General features: G+C 64.1%; 17 protein-coding genes. 16 read left to right on the top strand and 1 reads right to left on the bottom strand.

From position 1 onward, the window contains the following. Window positions 1-169: 169 nt before the first annotated feature. From dacB to ACFVSI_RS03145, 5 genes are all read left to right on the top strand, one after another. Window positions 170-1,615: a D-alanyl-D-alanine carboxypeptidase/D-alanyl-D-alanine-endopeptidase gene (gene dacB, locus ACFVSI_RS03165; protein WP_387819755.1), complete on the top strand. Its 1,446-nt coding sequence runs from the start codon at window positions 170-172 to the stop codon at window positions 1,613-1,615. A 116-nt stretch (window positions 1,616-1,731) separates the two neighbouring features. Further along, window positions 1,732-2,853, top strand: coding sequence for a zinc-dependent metalloprotease (locus tag ACFVSI_RS03160; RefSeq protein WP_377550849.1), 1,122 nt, complete (start codon window positions 1,732-1,734; stop codon window positions 2,851-2,853). A 92-nt stretch (window positions 2,854-2,945) separates the two neighbouring features. Continuing rightward, window positions 2,946-4,004, top strand: a complete 1,059-nt coding sequence (gene tilS, locus ACFVSI_RS03155; RefSeq protein WP_387820211.1) for a tRNA lysidine(34) synthetase TilS — start codon at window positions 2,946-2,948, stop codon at window positions 4,002-4,004. A 31-nt stretch (window positions 4,005-4,035) separates the two neighbouring features. Then, complete coding sequence (gene hpt, locus ACFVSI_RS03150) at window positions 4,036-4,587, top strand: hypoxanthine phosphoribosyltransferase (protein WP_011772910.1); 552 nt, start codon at window positions 4,036-4,038, stop codon at window positions 4,585-4,587. Window positions 4,588-5,277: 690 nt separating this feature from the next. Further along, window positions 5,278-5,796, top strand: a complete 519-nt coding sequence (locus ACFVSI_RS03145) for a hypothetical protein (RefSeq protein ID WP_387819753.1) — start codon at window positions 5,278-5,280, stop codon at window positions 5,794-5,796. 84 nt (window positions 5,797-5,880) lie between these two features. Here the strand turns inward: ACFVSI_RS03145 and ACFVSI_RS03140 are convergent, their stop codons facing one another. Beyond that, on the bottom strand, window positions 5,881-6,858 hold the full coding sequence (locus ACFVSI_RS03140; RefSeq protein WP_387819752.1) for a hypothetical protein: 978 nt from the start codon (window positions 6,856-6,858) through the stop codon (window positions 5,881-5,883). A gap of 396 nt (window positions 6,859-7,254) precedes the next feature. Here ACFVSI_RS03140 and ftsH point away from each other — a divergent pair, with 396 nt between their 5' ends. From ftsH to ACFVSI_RS03085, 11 genes are all read left to right on the top strand, one after another. Continuing rightward, the gene (gene ftsH, locus ACFVSI_RS03135) at window positions 7,255-9,324 is read left to right on the top strand and encodes an ATP-dependent zinc metalloprotease FtsH (RefSeq protein WP_387819750.1); all 2,070 of its coding nucleotides are present in this window, start codon (window positions 7,255-7,257) and stop codon (window positions 9,322-9,324) included. Window positions 9,325-9,334: 10 nt separating this feature from the next. Beyond that, entirely contained in the window at window positions 9,335-9,967 is a 633-nt protein-coding gene (gene folE, locus ACFVSI_RS03130) for a GTP cyclohydrolase I FolE (RefSeq protein ID WP_387819749.1), read from the top strand. Window positions 9,968-9,972: 5 nt separating this feature from the next. After that, complete coding sequence (folP, locus tag ACFVSI_RS03125) at window positions 9,973-10,878, top strand: dihydropteroate synthase (RefSeq protein WP_387819747.1); 906 nt, start codon at window positions 9,973-9,975, stop codon at window positions 10,876-10,878. Window positions 10,879-10,890: 12 nt separating this feature from the next. Next, a complete protein-coding gene (gene folB, locus ACFVSI_RS03120) occupies window positions 10,891-11,250 on the top strand; it encodes a dihydroneopterin aldolase (protein WP_387819746.1) in 360 nt (119 codons plus the stop codon). Continuing rightward, window positions 11,247-11,786, top strand: a complete 540-nt coding sequence (folK, locus tag ACFVSI_RS03115) for a 2-amino-4-hydroxy-6-hydroxymethyldihydropteridine diphosphokinase (protein ID WP_387819745.1) — start codon at window positions 11,247-11,249, stop codon at window positions 11,784-11,786. The genes folB and folK overlap by 4 nt, the downstream gene beginning before the upstream one ends. A gap of 2 nt (window positions 11,787-11,788) precedes the next feature. Beyond that, window positions 11,789-12,310, top strand: coding sequence for a DUF3180 domain-containing protein (locus ACFVSI_RS03110; protein WP_387819743.1), 522 nt, complete (start codon window positions 11,789-11,791; stop codon window positions 12,308-12,310). Further along, window positions 12,291-12,803 carry a PH domain-containing protein gene (locus ACFVSI_RS03105; protein WP_387819741.1) on the top strand — a complete coding sequence of 171 codons (513 nt, stop codon included), beginning with the start codon at window positions 12,291-12,293 and terminating at the stop codon, window positions 12,801-12,803. Before ACFVSI_RS03110 ends, ACFVSI_RS03105 begins: the two co-directional genes overlap by 20 nt. Before the next feature lie 17 nt (window positions 12,804-12,820). Then, window positions 12,821-14,332 carry a PH domain-containing protein gene (locus ACFVSI_RS03100; protein WP_387820209.1) on the top strand — a complete coding sequence of 504 codons (1,512 nt, stop codon included), beginning with the start codon at window positions 12,821-12,823 and terminating at the stop codon, window positions 14,330-14,332. Further along, window positions 14,325-15,233, top strand: coding sequence for a Rossmann-like and DUF2520 domain-containing protein (locus ACFVSI_RS03095; RefSeq protein ID WP_387819740.1), 909 nt, complete (start codon window positions 14,325-14,327; stop codon window positions 15,231-15,233). Before ACFVSI_RS03100 ends, ACFVSI_RS03095 begins: the two co-directional genes overlap by 8 nt. Before the next feature lie 5 nt (window positions 15,234-15,238). Beyond that, the gene (gene panC, locus ACFVSI_RS03090; RefSeq protein WP_387819738.1) at window positions 15,239-16,141 is read left to right on the top strand and encodes a pantoate--beta-alanine ligase; all 903 of its coding nucleotides are present in this window, start codon (window positions 15,239-15,241) and stop codon (window positions 16,139-16,141) included. A 105-nt stretch (window positions 16,142-16,246) separates the two neighbouring features. After that, window positions 16,247-17,779 carry a DHA2 family efflux MFS transporter permease subunit gene (locus tag ACFVSI_RS03085; RefSeq protein WP_387819736.1) on the top strand — a complete coding sequence of 511 codons (1,533 nt, stop codon included), beginning with the start codon at window positions 16,247-16,249 and terminating at the stop codon, window positions 17,777-17,779. Window positions 17,780-18,527: the final 748 nt, after the last annotated feature.

Below are 18,527 nucleotides of genomic sequence, written 5' to 3'. Positions count from 1 at the left end.
TCGCTCCGCAGAAGCGGCCGCCACGGGTGGCAGGCTGCTTGGCCCGGGGCTGGCGGCAGGCAAAAGTACAGCCGGTGCCGCCGACTACTATTGAGGATATAGCGAGAGACCCGGGTTTCTTGAACCGGCGGGGACATTTCAGGACTGACAGGACCAATCAACTTCCATGATGGGCGTTAAAAACGGGGGCGCCCGCAAGAGGGTATCCACGGCGTGGGGGCGCTTGGCGTGGCCGTTCCTGTTGGCCGTGGTTTTGCTGTGCGTGGCCGCTGTCGTGGCCTCCGGAATGGTGCCCGGACTGCTGAGCATGCCCAAGCCAGCGCCATCAACCCCTTCCTGGCAGCAGGAACCTGCGCAATTGTCTGCTTCCAGTGTTCTCCTGCCCCTGGATCCCAAAGCGCCCGTCCCCGTAGCGGCTGAAGTGGCACGGCTCCTTGACGGCACCCTCACACCTGACGGATCAGGCAGTATCAGTGGCGTGGTCCTGGATGCGGTCACGGGGCAACTCCTGTTTGACCGCGACGCCAACTCCAACCGCATCCCTGCGTCGAACATGAAACTGCTGACGGCCGTTGCCGCGCTGAAGGCGCTGGGTCCCGAATCGCGTTTCACCACCAGGGTGCTCGGCTCCGACAAGCCCTCCACCGTGGTCTTGACTGGCGGCGGTGACGTGCTGCTGGGGGCTTCCGCCTCTGACCGCGCGGACGTTCTTGGGCACGCGGGCCTCGCTTCCCTGGCCAAGGAAACCGCGGCAGCTTTGGCTTCCAGCGGCGTGCAGGGTCCCATCACTGTCCAGGTGGATGACTCCCTTTTCGCCGGCCCGGCGCTGAACCCGGCCTGGAGCCTGGACGACGTCGCAGCCGGCGAGACCGCTCCCTTGTATTCGCTGGCCATGAACTCGGGCCGCTACTCACCCGGCGTTGAGACGGGCCCCCGGCCGCAGGACTCCGCCATGACCACCGCCCAAGCGTTCGCCGAGCAGTTGGCGGCGGCCGGCGTCGTGGTGAGTCCCGGCGTCGAGCGCGGCAAGGGCCTCCCCGCCAAAGTGTTTGCCACCGCGGAGTCGGCCACGGTCAGCGAGCAAGTGGACCTCATGCTGCAGACCTCCGACAACTTCCTGGCGGAGGCACTGGGGCGGATGACCGCTGCTGCCAGCGGCAAGGAAACCACGTACGACGGCGCCACGTCAGCCGTGCGGCAACGGCTGGGAGAGTTGGGGATCGCCACCGATTCGATGCTGTTGGCCGATGTTTCGGGCCTGGCGTTGGAGAACCAGGTCAGTGCCCGGCAGTTTGCCGACGTCGTCCGGGCCATCACCACCGGTTCCGATCCTGCACTGCGGGCAGCTTTGGACGGTTTTCCCGTTGCGGGACTCACCGGAACCCTTAACGACAGGTACGGAGATGCCAGCACCGCCGGAGGCGCCGGGCTGGTACGCGCCAAGACAGGAACGCTCAACACCGTGATTGCCTTGAGCGGCTATGTGGTGGACGCGGACGGCCGGCTGTTGGTGTTTTCGTTCATCGGCAACGGCCTGGACCCGGGCGCGGCCGGCAACAAGGCAGCCATGGACCGTTCCGCGTCCGGGCTGGCATCCTGCGGCTGCCGGGGTTGAGTCTTCCCGGCGTGCACAATGGGCGCCTCGGAGGGCACCACGGAGGGCACCGCGAAGTGCTCCGCGTGGAGCGAACTTAAGGTTCACTGTCAGCCACGTGTGGTGTGATGGACCGTATGGTGTCATCTGCACGCGAATCGTCAGCAGGGGCCCAGTCCCTGATCAATTGGGATCTGGCCGCCGCTACGGCTGCCCGGCTTGCTCCTCCCGGCCCTGAACTGAGCGCCGGGGAGATCGGCAAGGCGGTAGAGAACCTGCGCTTCAACGCCGATGTCTCGGTTCCGCACGTGCACGACATCACCGGACTGGATGCCGCAAGGGACCTGCGCGATTCCCACGTCCTGGTGGTGGATCGGGCCTCGTGGTCCAAGGCCAACACCCAGAGCTTCTCGGTGATGCTCCAGCCTGCGTTGGCGAAGATGCTCGAAAGCCGCGGCGGGAGTGCCATGAGCCCGGCGGCCGCTGCAGCAAGCGGTGCCATCACGGGGACCCAACTGGGCGCTGTCCTTGCCTTCCTGTCCAGCAAGGTCCTGGGCCAGTACGATCCCTTCGCGGCCCTTGCCCCCAACTCCAACGTTCCCCCGGGAGGCCGGCTCCTCCTGGTGGCACCCAACATCATCTCCGTGGAACGCGAGCTCAACGTCCACCCGGACGACTTCCGGCTCTGGGTCTGCCTGCACGAGCAAACCCACCGTGTGCAGTTTGCGGCAGCACCGTGGCTGCGGCACCACATGCTCGAAGAAATCGAAAAACTCAGCGGCAACCTGCTGGGCAACATGGATTCGCTGGTTGAGCGGGCCGGCGCGGTGGCCAAGTCTTTGCGGGACCGGAATCCTTCGGAAAAAACCCCTGGCCGCGGCGCCATTCTGGATCTCCTCCAGAACCCCGAGGAAAAGGCGTCCCTTTCCCACATCACCGCGGTCATGAGCCTCCTGGAGGGCCACGCCAACGTAGTGATGGACGCTGTGGATTCCAGCATCGTTCCGTCCGTGAAGACCATCCGCCAGCGCTTCAACGACCGCGGCAAGGACCGCGGCGTGGTGGAGAAGTTCATCCGCAGCGTTCTGGGACTGGACGCCAAGATGCGCCAGTACACCGACGGCGCCAAATTCGTCCGCGAAGTCGTTGCCGTGGCCGGTATGGAGGGCTTCAACAGGGTCTGGGAATCAGCGGAATACCTGCCCACCGAAGAAGAAATCCACAACTCCCGGCTGTGGCTTGAACGGATGGGCCTTTGAGCCTTCCCGCCGGTTCCGGTGTTGATCCGGCAGGTAAGGGACGACGACGGCCTGGCCGTTTGGCGCCCGTCGTCGGCAAAGCGCGGAAACAGTTGCAGAACGCCCTGGCCACTTCAGGTTACCCCTCAAGGGTGCTCGTTGCGTGCAGTGGTGGGCCGGATTCACTGGCGCTCGCAGCAGTTGCCGCCTACTTCGGACGCCGGGGCCACGTGGACGGGCATCCGGTGTCGGTGGCCGGCGTCGTGGTGGATCATCAGCTGCAGGACGGCTCGGCGGAAGTTGCTGCCAAGACCGCCTCCGTCCTGCGCGATCTGGGACTTTCACCGGTGGAAGTGCGCACCGTTGACGTTGCTTCCACGGGTTTCGGGCCGGAAGCTGCTGCCCGCGACGCCCGCCATGCGGCGCTGGAGTCGGCTGCCGATGATCTTGGGTGCCAGGCGATCCTCCTCGGCCATACCCTCGATGACCAGGCCGAACAGGTGCTGCTTGGATTGGCCCGCGGCTCAGGAACGCGTTCCCTTGCTGGCATGCGGCCTGTCCGCGGACGCCTGCTCAGGCCGTTCTTGGGCCTCCGTCGTCAAGAAACCGTGGAGATCTGCGAGGTCGAGGAACTGGATCCCTGGCATGATCCGAGCAACTCCGATCCCGCCTTTGCCCGGTCCAGGACACGCGTGGAAGTCATGCCCGTCCTCGAAGAAAAACTTGGGCCAGGGGTGGCTGAATCCCTGGCCAGGACAGCGGCCATTCTTCAACAGGACGCGGATTTTCTCGAAGATTTGGCCAACGAGACGTATCTCTCACTGGTCCAGCGGGAGGAAGGCGTTGCCTGGTTGCCGGAGGACGCCGTCCGCGGGCTGCCCGCAGCGCTGAGGTTCCGGGTCATCGCGAAGGCCGCGGCCGACGTCGGCGGTCAACAGCCCGGTTACGGGCGCCTCCAGGCGGCGGAAGCGCTGCTTCGCCGGCAAGGGTCGGCGGGACCCGTGCAGTTGCCCGGACACGTCAGTGTTTCCCGCCTGTCCCTCAGCGATCTGGCCCAGGAACAGCCAATTGCGACCGGCGGATCCTCTGGCGATTCGGCCAATGCCGTTCCCCGCGAAGCCGCACGCTGTGGGAAGCTAGTATTCCGGCATCAGAAACCGTCCCAGCAGTAGCCGCACCCGAGCATCAAAACAGGAGCCATTGGTGGATTCAAACGACGTCCAGGCAGATCTCAAGCACGTTCTTTACACCAAAGAGCAGATCCAAACGCGTATCGCGGAACTCGCGGCGCAGATCGACAAGGACTACGAGGGCCGCGACATCCTCATTGTCGGCGTGCTGAAGGGTGCGGTCATGGTCATGGCTGACCTGGCCCGTGCGCTGCACAGCCACGTCAGCATGGACTGGATGGCTGTCTCGTCCTACGGCTCGGGCACCCAGTCCTCCGGTGTGGTCCGGATCCTCAAGGACCTCGACACCGACCTCATGGGCAAGGACGTCCTGATCGTCGAGGACATCATCGATTCCGGCCTCACCCTCTCCTGGCTGAAGTCCAACCTGGAATCGCGCGGCACTGCCAGCGTGGAGATCTGCACGGCCTTCCGCAAGCCGACTGCCGCCAAGGTCGAAATCGACGTCAAGTACGTCGGCTATGACATCCCCAACGAATTCGTTGTTGGCTACGGCCTGGACTACGCCGAGAAGTACCGCAACCTCGACTTCGTAGGCACCCTGGCTCCGCACGTTTACGAGTAAGCCTCTCGCTCTTTCGCTTCGCCGCGCCCCTTTCCGCCGTTTGCACCCGTAACCTCTGGTGCGTTTGGCGGGTGAGGGTGCGGCGTTGCTGCTTAACGGGTGCGCCCGGCGGGAAGTGGTGCGGCGTTGGTGCCCAACGCGTGCGAATGGCGTGGGCCGTTCATCTTGGCTTGGCCGGTCCTGCCGCTGCTCCACTTGCCGGGGCTAGCTTGTGCCCCGCGCCCCTTTCCGCCGTTTGCACCCGTAACAACTGGTGCGTTTGGCGGGTGAGGGTGCGGCGTTGCTGCTTAACGGGTGCGCCGGGCGCGTGTGGTTGCAACCAGGGGCTTGCTGAACCTGCCATCTCTCCATCCGCCGGGGCTAAACTAAGCCATGACCGGTGCTTCTGCCCGTGTTTTGACATGGCTTGCCGTCATGGCGACTCTGCTCACGGCCTGCACGCCCGCCGTCGACCTTCCCGGTACCGACGGTGGTCAACCAGTGGCGACGTCGTCCCACGGGCCAACCGCAGGCGGGGGTGCCACGATCCCAGCCCCTGGTGCCACACAAACTTCTGCAGAGCCACAACCTGTGCCCCCGCCTGTGCCGGCACCCCCTGCCTCGCCCCAGCCATTTGCCCTAAACCTGTACCAAACGGGCGACTTCGTACCCCAGTACACCTTTGATTGGTGCGTTGCTGCGAGCATTCAGATGGCCCATAACCTCATTGACGACACGGGTGGGGCTTCGTGGGCTGATCCTGCGCAGCAGGGTGAGTTATGGGAGATGGCCAGGGCCAGGTCCTCCGACTCGTTCAATGGTGCCAACCCGTTCGGCTGGGCGCAGGTGCTGACCGAATCCGGGATGGGGCCCTACACCGTAGTGAGCGTCGCCAACTATGAGACAGCCCTGCAAACAGCGGCAGGAGCCATCGCCAGTACCGGGAGGCCGGTGGGCCTGGTCATGTGGAGCGGCCGCCACGCTTGGGTCATGAGCGGATTTGGGTCCATGGGTGATCCCGGAGTGTTCCCGGACTTCAAGGTAACCGGGATTCACGTCCTGGATCCGCTCTACCCTTACGGAAGCGGCCAATGGGGTGCATCTCCCGAGCCCAACAGCCTGGTCACTCCCGAGCAGCTGGCGACGCAGTTCGTGATCCGGGAACCCCGACGATGGAGCAGCGGCTTGCCGGCTGGCTACTTGTTGGTGCTGCCTGTTGCTTCGGCTTGAGATAACCGAAGTCCGGCGCAACCCAACCGCAACTTGGTCTGACAGGCGCTGAGTTGCGGTGGGCCGCAGTCCCGAGAATCCTTGTCAGGCAAGACGCAAGGACGTGAGACCGCCGTCGTTCAATATGCGCGCAAACACGCGGGGGTCCATCATCTCTGCCCAGCCCCACCGGATGACGGTCAAGCCCAGAGCCCGCAGACCATTTTCGCGGGCCTTTTCCGCCATGACTGCCTGCTGGATGGTCTGGTTTCCCCGCAGTTTGGTCCTCAGGTACTTGCCGTTGCCATCAAATTCCCCCACTAGGTCGAGTTCCGGCCACCAGAAATCCGTGCGTGCTGTTCGTCCGTTCCGCAACGTAAAAGAGCCTTGAAGAGTGGGGACGGGGAAGTTGAGCAAGATCATCCGGGCCCGGCTCATGGATTCCCCCACAGACTCCGACTTGTCTGTGGACAATTCCAGGACCGTGCTGGCCCGACGCCGTCGTGACTGACTCGTGAGCACAGCCATACCGTCAGCAAGTTCGTCAACGTTCGACGGCTGACCCCAGGCCCGCTCCTTGTCCCAATCGTCGACGTCGGGAGCTTTGCCCCGCGCTGATTCCCGTCGGCTGGAGTCCACAACCGCCAATGCCTCGGCAAAATTCAGGGTGGCAGCCAGCTCCGCCGTCGTGCGCACTTTGTCAGTGACCTGGAAGTCGCCGAGCCTGGCAACAGCGACGTCACGGGATCCGAAGCTTCTCCGGATCCCGTGTTTTGATCGGCCACCTGTGGGATCCTCAGTGACGGTGCAAAGGTGCTTTGGAACACCCACTACGCCGAGCCCCCAGAGGAGTGCCGCCGTTTGCAGGTTGAAAATGGGCGTTAGCCTTGCCGTGTTGACCAGCGCCGCTGCGTGGAGCCCGTGCCGCTGACGGTTGTTGAGCCCCGCCCAGTAAGCCGCCCGGACATAAGTGCCTCGTCGGACGCGGACAAGCTCGCCGCGTTTGGCACGCTTGGCGAGTTGGCGTGGGTCTTGTCCAATACGAGTCGCATCCGTGGCGAGTATGAGTTCTTGTCGGACCATGGGTCCTACGCTTCCCCCAGTCGTCCCGGGCCGAAAGCTACAGCTTGGTCTATGTGGAAAACCACCACCGCGGCCTTTTCCGCCAATCGCGCCCTTCGTTCACTATCTCCGCGCCCCTTGCCGCGGTTCGCGCCAGTGGTTACGGGTGCGATTGGCGCAAAGGGGTGCGCGCTCCTGCAAGGCGGACCAACAGCCACGCCCCGGAAACCCGCCCAACAACCCTGTCCCCACGAGCCCGCCGCGAGTATCCTGTGTACGCCCAGAGGGAACTTTTGGACTTTCCAGTGCGTGAATTACTGGGAACGGTGTATAGCTTGAAACCGAAGCAGCACCACTCGCGCGCAGAAGTTGCGCCTTGCAGCACTACCAGGAGGGACGGGGCAAAACCCCGATCAGATGAAAGCTAAGAGTTTCTTCAAGGGCCCGGGCATCTGGATTGTTGTCGTCGTTGGCTTGCTCCTGGTGGCATTCGCAACACTGGCTCCGGGCGGTTCCACACGCATTGACACCAAGGATGGCCTCGAACTCCTTTCCCAGAGCGGCAAGGTGGAGCAGGCCAAGATTTTCGACGCCGAGAACCGCGTCGACCTGGTGCTCAAGGACAACCTCAACCTGGACGGACAGGACAAGGGCAAGAACGTCCAGTTCTTCTACGTCACGGACCGTGGTCCCGACGTCGTCAAGGCTGTCACCAACGCCAATCCGGACAAGGGATTCACTGACCAGCCCGTAGAGAACAACTGGTTCTCCGGCCTGTTCTCGCTCCTCATCCCCGTGCTGCTGCTGGGTGTGCTCTTCTGGTTCCTCCTCTCCCGCATGCAGGGTGGCGGCTCCAAGGTCATGCAGTTCGGCAAGTCCAAGGCCAAGCTGGTCAACAAGGACATGCCCCAAGTGACCTTCGCTGATGTTGCCGGTGCTGACGAAGCCGTGGAAGAGCTCCAGGAAATCAAGGAGTTCCTCCAGGAACCGGCCAAGTTCCAGGCTGTTGGCGCGAAGATCCCCAAGGGTGTGCTGCTCTACGGCCCTCCAGGTACCGGTAAGACCCTTCTTGCCCGCGCCGTAGCCGGTGAAGCCGGTGTTCCGTTCTTCTCCATCTCGGGCTCCGACTTCGTCGAGATGTTCGTCGGCGTTGGTGCCTCCCGCGTCCGCGACCTCTTCGAGCAGGCCAAGGCAAGTTCTCCTGCCATCATCTTCGTGGATGAGATCGACGCCGTCGGCCGTCACCGTGGTGCCGGCATCGGTGGCGGAAACGACGAGCGCGAGCAGACCCTGAACCAGCTCCTCGTGGAGATGGACGGCTTTGACGTCAAGACCAACGTCATCCTGATTGCGGCCACAAACCGTCCTGACGTCCTGGACCCCGCACTGTTGCGGCCGGGCCGCTTCGACCGCCAGATCACCGTGGAAGCGCCGGACATGGTTGGCCGCGAGCAGATTCTGAACGTCCACGCCAAGGGCAAGCCGATGGCGCAGGGCATCGACCTCAGGGCTGTTGCCAAGAAGACGCCCGGTTACACCGGCGCTGACCTGGCCAACGTCCTGAACGAGGCCGCGCTGCTGACTGCACGTTCAAATGCCAACCTCATCGACGACCGTGCGCTGGACGAGGCCATTGACCGCGTCATGGCCGGCCCCCAGAAGCGCAGCCGCGTGATGAAGGAACTCGAGCGCAAGATTACCGCGTACCACGAAGGTGGCCACGCGCTGGTGGCAGCAGCGCTGCGGAACTCCGCCCCGGTCACCAAGATCACCATCCTTCCCCGCGGCCGTGCCCTCGGTTACACCATGGTGATCCCCGAGGATGACAAGTACTCGGTCACCCGCAACGAACTGCTGGACCAGATGGCCTACGCCATGGGTGGCCGCGTTGCCGAGGAAATCGTCTTCCACGATCCCTCCACGGGTGCGTCCAACGACATCGAGAAGGCCACCTCCACGGCCCGCAAGATGGTCACCCAGTACGGCATGAGCGAACGCGTTGGTGCCGTGAAGCTGGGACAAGGCGGCGGTGAGCCGTTCCTTGGACGCGACGCTGCCCAGGAGCGGAACTTCTCGGACCAGATCGCGTACGTCGTGGACGAGGAAGTTCGTCGCCTGATCGACCAGGCCCACGACGAGGCATATGCCATCCTGACGGAAAACCGGGACATCCTGGACCGTCTGGCACTGGAACTCCTGGAGCGGGAAACCCTGAACCAGGCCGAGATCGCCGAGATCTTCCACGACATCCGCAAGCGCGACTTCCGCGAGATCTGGCTGTCCAAGGAATCCCGGCCGGTCCAGTCGATTCCGCCGGTGGAAACCCGCGCCGAAAAGGCGGAGCGGGAAGCCCAGGAGGAAGCCAAGAAGGCCCGTTTGGACGAGCCGCTGGACGCCGTGGCGCCCCACGCGCAGGGTGTCAGCAGCCAGGATTCCTTCCAGGCCCCGCAGCCCGACGGCAGCAACGACCACCCGCATCACGGCTAAGCTTTCTGCTGTGACTCATTTCGACGACGACGACCTCGCCGCCGCCCACGGTTCCGCCGCGGGCTCCAAGGCCCACTCCAAAGTGGACCGCCCGCGCATCGAAGCGGCTGTCCGGGAAATCCTTCTGGCCATTGGCGAAGACCCTGACCGCGGCGGCCTCCAGGACACGCCAAAGCGCGTGGCCAAAGCCTACGCAGAGGTCTTCGCCGGGCTCCACCAGCACCCTGCTGATGTCCTGTCCACCACGTTCGACCTCGACCACGAAGAGCTTGTCCTGGTGAAGGACATCCCCTTCTACTCCACGTGCGAACACCACCTTGTGCCGTTCCACGGAGTGGCCCACGTTGGTTATATTCCGTCACATGACGGCAAGGTGACCGGCCTCAGCAAGCTGGCCCGGCTGGTGGATATCTACGCGCGCCGGCCGCAGGTGCAGGAGCGCCTCACCACGCAGATCGTGGAGGCGCTGGTGACGCACCTCAACCCGCGCGGGGCGATTGTCGTCGTCGAATGTGAACACATGTGCATGTCCATGCGCGGCATCCGAAAGCCGGGCGCCAAGACCGTCACCAGCGCGGTGCGCGGTCAGCTCCATGACCCGGCCACCCGCGCCGAGGCCATGAGCCTCATCATCGGAAGGTAAGCATTATGGACTCCCTCGCTGCAGCACCCGGAACCGGCCCGGCCACAAGCCCGCTGCCGGTTCTCCGTAAGCCGCGCCCCGCGGCCAGGTTCGAGGACCTGCCAACGGACCGCACGCTCGTCATGGGAATCCTCAACGTCACCCCGGATTCCTTCAGCGACGGCGGCAATCACCGCACGCCTGACTCGGCAATCGCGCTGGGCCTGCGCATGTTCTACGCAGGCGCGGACATCATCGACGTCGGCGGCGAGTCGACGCGTTCGGGCGCCGAGCCGGTAAACGCCGAAGAAGAACAGCGCCGTGTCCTGCCAGTGATCCAAGCGCTGGTGAAGGCCGGCGCCCTGGTCAGCATCGACACGATGCACACCTCCACTGCCGCGGCAGCCGTTGAGGCCGGAGCCGCCATCATCAATGATGTGTCCGGCCTGACCATCGAGCCCGATATGCCGGAGCTCGTGGCGCGCACCAAGGTCCCGTACATCCTCACGCACCGTCGTGGGGACGCCCGAACCATGGATAGCCTGACGGATTACGGCAACGTCACCGAGGACGTGGTGGCTGAGCTCAGCGGCGTCCGCGACAAACTGTACGCCGCAGGCGTTGCTCCGGAGCAGATCATTGTCGATCCCGGCATTGGGTTCTCCAAGAACGAGGACCAGAACTGGGAGCTGCTGAAAAACCTGGATCAGCTCTTCACCTTGGGGCACAAAGTGATGGTTGCGGCTTCACGCAAGCGCTTCCTGGGTTCGCTCCTGACGGTGGCCGGCAAGTCGGCTGCGCCGTTGGAACGCGACTCCGCTACCGCGGCCATCACGGCGTTGAGTGCCGCCAAGGGCGCCTGGGCTGTCCGCGTCCACGACGTCGGTCCCAGCCTTGACGCCGTCAAGGTTGCCGCCCGTATTGCCCGCTGATTGGATAAAGCTGTGGACAGGATCACGCTGACCGGCGTCACCGCCGTCGGTTATCACGGAGTGTTCGATTTCGAGCGCCGGGACGGCCAGCCCTTCGTCGTGGATGCCGTGCTGCACACGGACTTCACCAAGGCCGCCGAGACCGATGATCTGCAGTACACAGCGCATTATGGCCACGTCGCCGAGCTGATCACCAAGCACATCGAGGGTGAGCCCTTGAACCTGATCGAGGGCCTGGCTGTGAGGATCGCCGAGGGCATCCTCGAGAACTACAACGTGTCCGCCGTCGACGTCACCGTTCACAAGCCCAAAGCACCCATTGAGGTGCCGTTCGGTGATGTGACTGTCAGCGTCCGCCGGGAGCGGTCATGACGTCTGGCTATACCAAGGCCATTTTGGCGTTGGGCAGCAACCTGGGGGAGCGGAACGACACCCTGTCCACTGCTGTCGCGGATCTGGTCGACCCGCCGGAGGTCCGCCTTTTGGGGGTTTCGCCGGTGGTTCAGACCAAGCCGGTCGGTGGGCCGGAGGGCCAGCCTGATTTTTTGAACATGGTCATGGCGGTGGAGACCACGCTCACCCCGATGGAGCTCCTGAAGCACTGCAACGATGTGGAAGAAAAGCACCACCGGACGCGCGAAGTACGCTGGGGTCCCAGGACGCTGGACGTGGACATCATCGTGTTTGGCGACGTTGTGAGCGACGACCCCGTCCTCACCATCCCGCACCCCAGGGCAGCCGAACGGGCGTTTGTGTTGTACCCGTGGTCGCTTCTGGAACCGCATGCGCAACTGGAGGGCCGGAGCGTGGCTGAACTGGCCGCCGTCGCAACTGACATGCCTGATATCCGCAGGTTTGACGGCTACGGCGACGTCGCAGGCATTCCGGCGACAGGGGCGGTGGAGTAGCCATGAAAGCCATGCGCCCAGTGGTTTTGGTGCTCATCGCGGTCATTGCTGCGGTCATCGGTTGGTTGGCGACGTTGAGCACCAACCGCTTCAGCATGCCCACCCCGGTCCTGCCGACGTCGGCCCTGGTCACCATGGGCGTCATTGCCGGGCTCACGCTTGTCATGGGTGTGCGGGTCCTGCGTTGGCGGAACGGCAAGAAGAAGAACCTGCTGAATCCGATCCTTGCCGCCCGGACGCTGATCCTTGCCCAGGCATGCGCGTATGCAGGAACACTCCTCCTTGGCTGGCATGCCGGAATTGCTGTGGACCTCCTGCGGATCGGCACCCTTCGCAGCGGTGAAGGGATCCTCTGGAACGCGCTCCTCATGGGTGGAGGCGGCGTAGTGATGATTGTTGTCGGCCTCGTGGTGGAGCGTTTCTGCCGCATTCCGCCGGAGGACATCGAAGGCGGCACTTCCGGTCCCGAAACCCGCCGTGGAGAGACCAAAGGCGAAGGCGAGTATGCATACCGAGGCGATTGACCCTCCCGGCGTCCAGTGGCTGCGGGTTTCCCCGAAGTACGTCACTGTCCGCTTGGTGGAGTGGGCCATCGGCAACCTGGTGATGCTGGCCGTGCTTGGCCTGCCGCTGGTGTTCGTACTTCTGGGCTGGTGGCGTTGGCCGCCGCTCTGGCTGGCCATCGCCGTCCCCGCAGTGATGTTGGTATTGGCGCTGTGGCGCTTGGTGCTGATTCCGCGGCAAGTACGGGCCATCGGTTACGCCGAACGCGACGATGATCTGCTCATCCGCCGTGGCATCTTTTTCCAGCGCACCATGGTGGTTCCGTATGGCCGGATGCAGTACGTCGATGTCGCCGTCGGGCCTGTTGAGCGCAGCCTGGGGCTGTGCACCCTGAAACTGCACACCGCCTCGACTGGAACCAACGCCCATCTCCCTGGGCTTCCGGCGCAGGAAGGCGCCCGCCTGCGTGAGCAGCTTTCGGCCCGCGGAGAAGCCAGGTTGGCCGGGCTGTGAGCCCTGGAGAGTCTGTGATGGTGGTGCCGGACCAGGCCGTCGACGGCGGGTGGAAGCGCGTCCATCCTGCCTCACCTTTCGTGCGCGGCTGGGTGGCCCTGGCCGCCGTCGGCTTCTTCTTTGGGCGCGATGCCTTCGAGCGCATGCTGCAGGGCCGGGACTTTGTTGACCCGGCGTTGAGCGGCAGAGTCCCTTGGCTGCTGGCTGGAGGTGGCGTGGTGCTGCTGCTGACGGTGGGTGGCTTCATCCTCAGCTGGTATTTCACGCGTTACCAGGTGGCCGAGGGCTTCGTCCGGGTGAACACCGGCTTCCTGTTCAAGCAGCAGCGGCAGGCCCGCCTGGACCGCGTGCAGGCCATCGACATCGTGCAGCCCCTTTTGGCGCGGATTTTCGGTCTCGCTGAACTCAAGTTCGAAGTGGCCGACGCCGGGGAGTCGGCGGTGCGGCTGGCTTACCTTCCGGTGGAGCAGGCCAAGCAGCTGCGCGCCACCATCCTGGCCCGTGCGGCCGGTGTGGTCAGCGAACCCGGCTCGACCCAGGAAGTCCCGGAAGCGCCCGAACACGTGGTGTTATCGGTCCCGCCCGGACGCCTGCTCGGTTCCCTGTTGCTGAGCGAACAGACCGTGGGCATCCTTCTCGGAGCCGCAGCTGTGGTGTCCACGTCTGTCCTGCTGGATAACACCGCGATTTTCCTGGCCCTTATTCCTGCCATTCTTGGCATTGGCGCCTCATATTGGAATGCGTTCAACAAGGGCTACAACTTCACTGCTGCCATCTCCCCGGACGGCATCCGCCTCCGCTACGGTCTGCTGGATACGCAGGCGCAGACGTTGCCTCCCGGCCGCATCCAGGCCGTGATGGTGAGGCAGCCTCCCATCTGGAGGATTTTCGGCTGGTATCGCATGCACGTGAACGTGGCCGGTTACGGTGCGGCGGGCACCGGCGAGGGCGCAGCGCGTACCATGTTGCTGCCTGTGGGCATGAAATCCGACGCCCTGCGGATGCTGTCTTTGGTATTGCCGGACCCTGGCGTTGAGCAGCCCGAGGAAGTGTTCATCGCCGGCTTGGAGGGGCTCGCGCCCCGGTCCGGCAGCGTTCCCCGGTCCGACGGATTCGTCACGACGCCACGTCGCGCCTGGCTGCTGGCTCCGCTGGGGTGGCGCCGGAACGGCTTCCTCGCCACAGGCACGGCGCTGCTGATCCGGTCTGGCCGGTGGTGGCGCACCCTGGTGGTGGTTCCGCATCAGCGGACCCAATCCATGGCCTTGCAGCAAGGTCCCCTGGCCCGCCGTTTCGGCGTGGCCGATCTTGTCCTCCACACCACGGCCGGTCCAGTCATGCCAAGGGTGTTCCAAGCGGGAGTGCCGCAGGCAGTGGAACTGTTCGACCAGCAGGCGGCCCGTGCCCGGGAGGCACGCAAGCGGCAGACCAGTGAGCAGTGGCTGGCGCAGGTAGCGCCACAGGCTCCCGAGGTTGCGGCAGCAGCCCGACCCCAACACACCAACCAGGAGGACCGACAGGATGGCTAAGCCAGGACGACTCGGAGTCGGAATCGTCGGTGCCGGCAAGGTGGGCGCCGTCCTGGGCGCGGCTTTGCGCGCGGCCGAGCACGCCGTCGTCGGGGTTTCCGCCGTGTCCGAAGCGAGCCGCGAGCGGGCCGAAAACCTGCTACCCGGCGTCCCGATCCTCGAGATCCAGGACATCGTGGAACGTTCCGAACTGGTGCTGTTGGCGGTGCCGGATGACTCGCTCGGAGAACTTGTGACGGGGTTGGCCACCTTGGGTGCCTGGCAGCCGGGGCAACTCGTGGCGCACACATCGGGCCGGTATGGCGTCGGCATTCTCAACCCGGTGCGGGCCGCAGGTGCGATTCCGCTGGCCCTGCATCCGGCCATGACCTTCACCGGCATGAGCCTGGACCTGACCCGCCTCATGGATTGCACCTTCGGCGTCACCGCGGACGCCGCCATGCTTCCGATCGCGCAGGCACTCGTGGTGGAAATGGGCGCTGAGCCGGTCGCCATCGCCGAAGCCGACCGCACCCTGTACCACGCAGCCCTGGCGCACAGCTCCAACCACATGGTCACCCTGGTGGCCCAGGCGTCGCAGCTGCTGCGGGAGATCGGCGTCGAAAGTCCTGAGTCGATGTTGGGTCCGCTGCTGCGGGCGACGCTTGAAAACGCCCTCGCGTCGGGCGAATCCGCGCTGACCGGGCCGGTGGCCCGCGGAGATGTGGGTACTGTTACTGCTCACGTCCAGGCATTGAAAGAGTACGACGCCGGTGCCGGCGGCGACGTCCTTGCCGCCTACCAGGCGATGGCGCGGGCAACAGCGCGCAGGGCCGGAAACCGCGGCCTCCTGCGCCCCGAACAACTGACGGATATTGACGGGGCTTTGGATGCGGAACCCAAAGCGACGGAAGGAAACTGAACCACATGGCCATCAAACTCGTGACCACCGCGGCGGAGTTGCGCGCCGAAAGCGCCCGGCTGCTTGCTGAAAAGCGCGGGAGTTCCCAGGGCCTCGTCCCCACGATGGGTGCCCTGCACCAGGGCCATGCTGCCTTGGCCAGGACGGCAGCGGCTGAGAATGATGTTGTGGTCGCGACCATCTTCGTGAACCCGCTGCAGTTCGGCGACGCCGTGGATCTGGACCGGTACCCGCGCACTTTGGATGCCGATATGGCACTGCTGGATGCCGAAGGCGTGGACCTCGTCTTTGCCCCGTCGGTGGACGAGGTCTATCCGGGCGGGCAGCCGTTGGTGCGCGTCACGTCCGGTCCGTTGGGCGAAAAGTGGGAAGGCGGGTCACGCCCCGGGCATTTCGACGGCGCGCTCACCGTGGTCGCCAAACTGCTGCACTACGGACTTCCCGGAGGTGCTGCAGCGGACGGCACGACGGCGGACTACCGGGCTTACTTTGGGCAGAAGGACGCGCAGCAGTTGGCCCTGGTGAAGCGGATGGTCTCGGACCTGAACTTCCCTGTGGAGATCGTTCCCGTGCCGATTGTCCGCAGTGACGACGGATTGGCCCTTTCCAGCCGGAACCGCTTCCTTTCAGCCGAGGAGCACGAGGCCGCCCTCGTATTGTCGCGGGCCCTGCGCCTCATCGAGTCCCGCGCAAAGGCGCACGAACCGCTCGACCTGGAGTCCGCCGTCGCGCTTGTTGAGTCCCAGCCGCTCGTGGAACTGGACTATTTTGACGTCGTCGATCCCGCCACGCTGGAACCGCTCGCCGAGAACTGCAAGGAAACCCCGTTCCGGGGCGAAGGGCTGGCGATCATCGCCGCGAAGGTAGGCCCCGTGCGGCTGATCGACAATGCACCATTGTTTTCCTAAGGTTTGATTTTTTCCGGTGACGGGAATTGGCCGGGCGATTAGACTGTTCTAGTCTTCACCGGCACTGATCGCCGGACATCACAGCCAAACCTTTGGGGAACCCTCATGTCTACCGACGTCACGTCCGACGCAAACGGAAAGCCCGGCTCCGGCGCTTCCGGAGCACCCGCCTCAGCAGGGACAACGTCCGCGCAGGCGCCAGTATCCCAGGGGTCGGGCCCGCAGCCTGCGGCCCCGCAGGCGCCGGCCTCTGACAAGATGTCCCGCGAGTCCGTGACGGTCATCGTCACGCTGTTGGTGGCGACCTTCGTGGTGATCCTCAACGAAACCATCATGAACGTTGCGTTGCAGCGGTTGATGACGGACCTTCAGGTGAGTGCCTCCACGGTGCAGTGGCTGGCTACCGGCTTCATGCTCACCATGGCCGTCGTCATTCCCACCACGGGGTTCATCCTGCAGCGCATGAGTACCCGCGGAGCCTTCATGCTGGCCATGGGACTCTTCAGCGGTGGCACCCTGCTGGCAGCTCTTGCACCGGGATTCCTGGTGCTGCTGCTGGCGCGTATCGTCCAGGCCGGCGGCACGGCCATCATGCTGCCGTTGCTGATGACCACCATACTTACCCTGGTTCCCCTGTCCAGGCGCGGAGCCGTCATGGGTAACGTGAGCATCGCCATTTCAGTGGCACCGGCCATGGGGCCCACCGTTTCCGGCATCATCCTTGACCACTTCTCGTGGCGTTTCATGTTCGTATTCGTGCTGCCCGTTGCCTTGGCCGCTTTCGCGATTGGTGCCAAGTACCTGACCAATGTGGGTGAGCGGGAGAAGACCACTCTGGACCTGACCTCTGTGATCCTCACCGTCCCGGCCTTCGGTGGCCTGGTCTATGGGCTCAGCCAGATCGGTGGCTCCAACGCAGGTGTGGTTCCGGTGATCGCGCTGGTGATTGGTCTCCTGTGCTTGTCCCTGTTTGTCTTCCGGCAGCTCAAGCTCCAGAAATCCGATGCTCCGCTGCTGGATCTGCGCGCCTTCAAGTTCCGCATGTTCACGGTATCCACGCTTCTAATGGTGGTGGCGATGATGGCCCTTTTCGGCGGAGTCATCCTGCTGCCGCTGTACCTGCAGAACACCCTGCACCTGCAGCCATTGGAAACCGGCCTGGCATTATTGCCCGGTGGATTGGCCATGGGTCTGCTTGGCCCCGTCATCGGCAGGATCTTCGACAAGGTCGGCCCGCTGCCCCTGACACTGTCCGGCTCCGTTCTGATGGTCCTGACGCTGTGGCAGTTCTCCCGGCTGGACGAGGGCAGTGCGCTCGGTTGGGTGATTGCCCTCCATGTCGCCCTCAGTTTTGGCTTGGCGCTGCTGTTCACGCCGGCATTCACCACCGGACTGAACCCGCTTCCGCCGCACCTGTACTCGCATGGTTCGGCGATCATCAGCACGGCGCAACAGGTTTCGGGTGCAGCCGGCACCGCACTGCTTGTGTCGATTTACGCCGTGGTTTCCGCTTCGTCCGGACTTGTTGCCGGCATGCAGGCAGCGTTCCTGGCCGCGACGGTGATCGCAGTAATCGCGGTGGTACTCAGCGCCATGATGCGGAAGACCGAAGGTGCCGGCGCCCACGGCGGTCACTGACCCTGCCTGCGCAACCCTCTCTCACATCCCTACCGTTTGGTCCGGTCGCTCGCTCACATAACAACCGTTTCACCTCAACGCTCTCTCACCTCGTCGGTGGGGGAGCGTTGTTGCTTTCGGGACTGCTCCAAATTCCAGGGCGGGTACCGACGCTCTCTCACGTTCCCCGGGTTTGGTGCGGTCGCTCGCTCACGTTCCGTTGGGTGTTTCGACGGCGGTGGTTGGGTTGGGTGGGGTGTTCGACGGCGCGTGGCTGGGTGGTGTGATCGGGTTCACGGGATGGGGTTTTGGGTCTTTTTGGGGGTTTCGGTGGTTGTTTGGCCGGGTTTTCCTTGTGTTTGCGGGGTTTTTGGGTGGGGTTTGGGTGGATTTGGTGTGGGGGTGGTGCGCGTGTAAAGTTATTCGAGTCGCCGCCGCTGATGCGGTTCGAATGGCGACCGACTCCCTTCAAATTACCGGTTCTGGTGGTGCTTTTGTGCGCTTCTGGTTGGTGGGGGAGGCCCGGGGTTTGGTTTGCTTTGAGCGGCCGGTTCGGGTAAGTTTGGAAAGTTGCTTCGGAGCGATCCAGTGGCCCTGTGGGGTTGGTGGTGGTGCCGGTAGTGTCTGTTGTTTGAGAACTCAATAGTGTGCCAAGTTTGTTGATACCGATTGTTTTTTGATTGGTTGAAATTTTATGCCAGGTTGCTGCGCACCCCCGTGTGTGGTGGTCTGGTTTTCAGCTGGTTTCGAATTTTGTGCAGCCGCGTCC

It is taken from the genome of Paenarthrobacter sp. NPDC057981, assembly GCF_042886835.1.
Lineage (GTDB): Bacteria > Actinomycetota > Actinomycetes > Actinomycetales > Micrococcaceae > Arthrobacter.
Note: the sequence above shows the minus strand (reverse complement) of the source record. Positions and strands in the feature narration are given on the sequence as shown.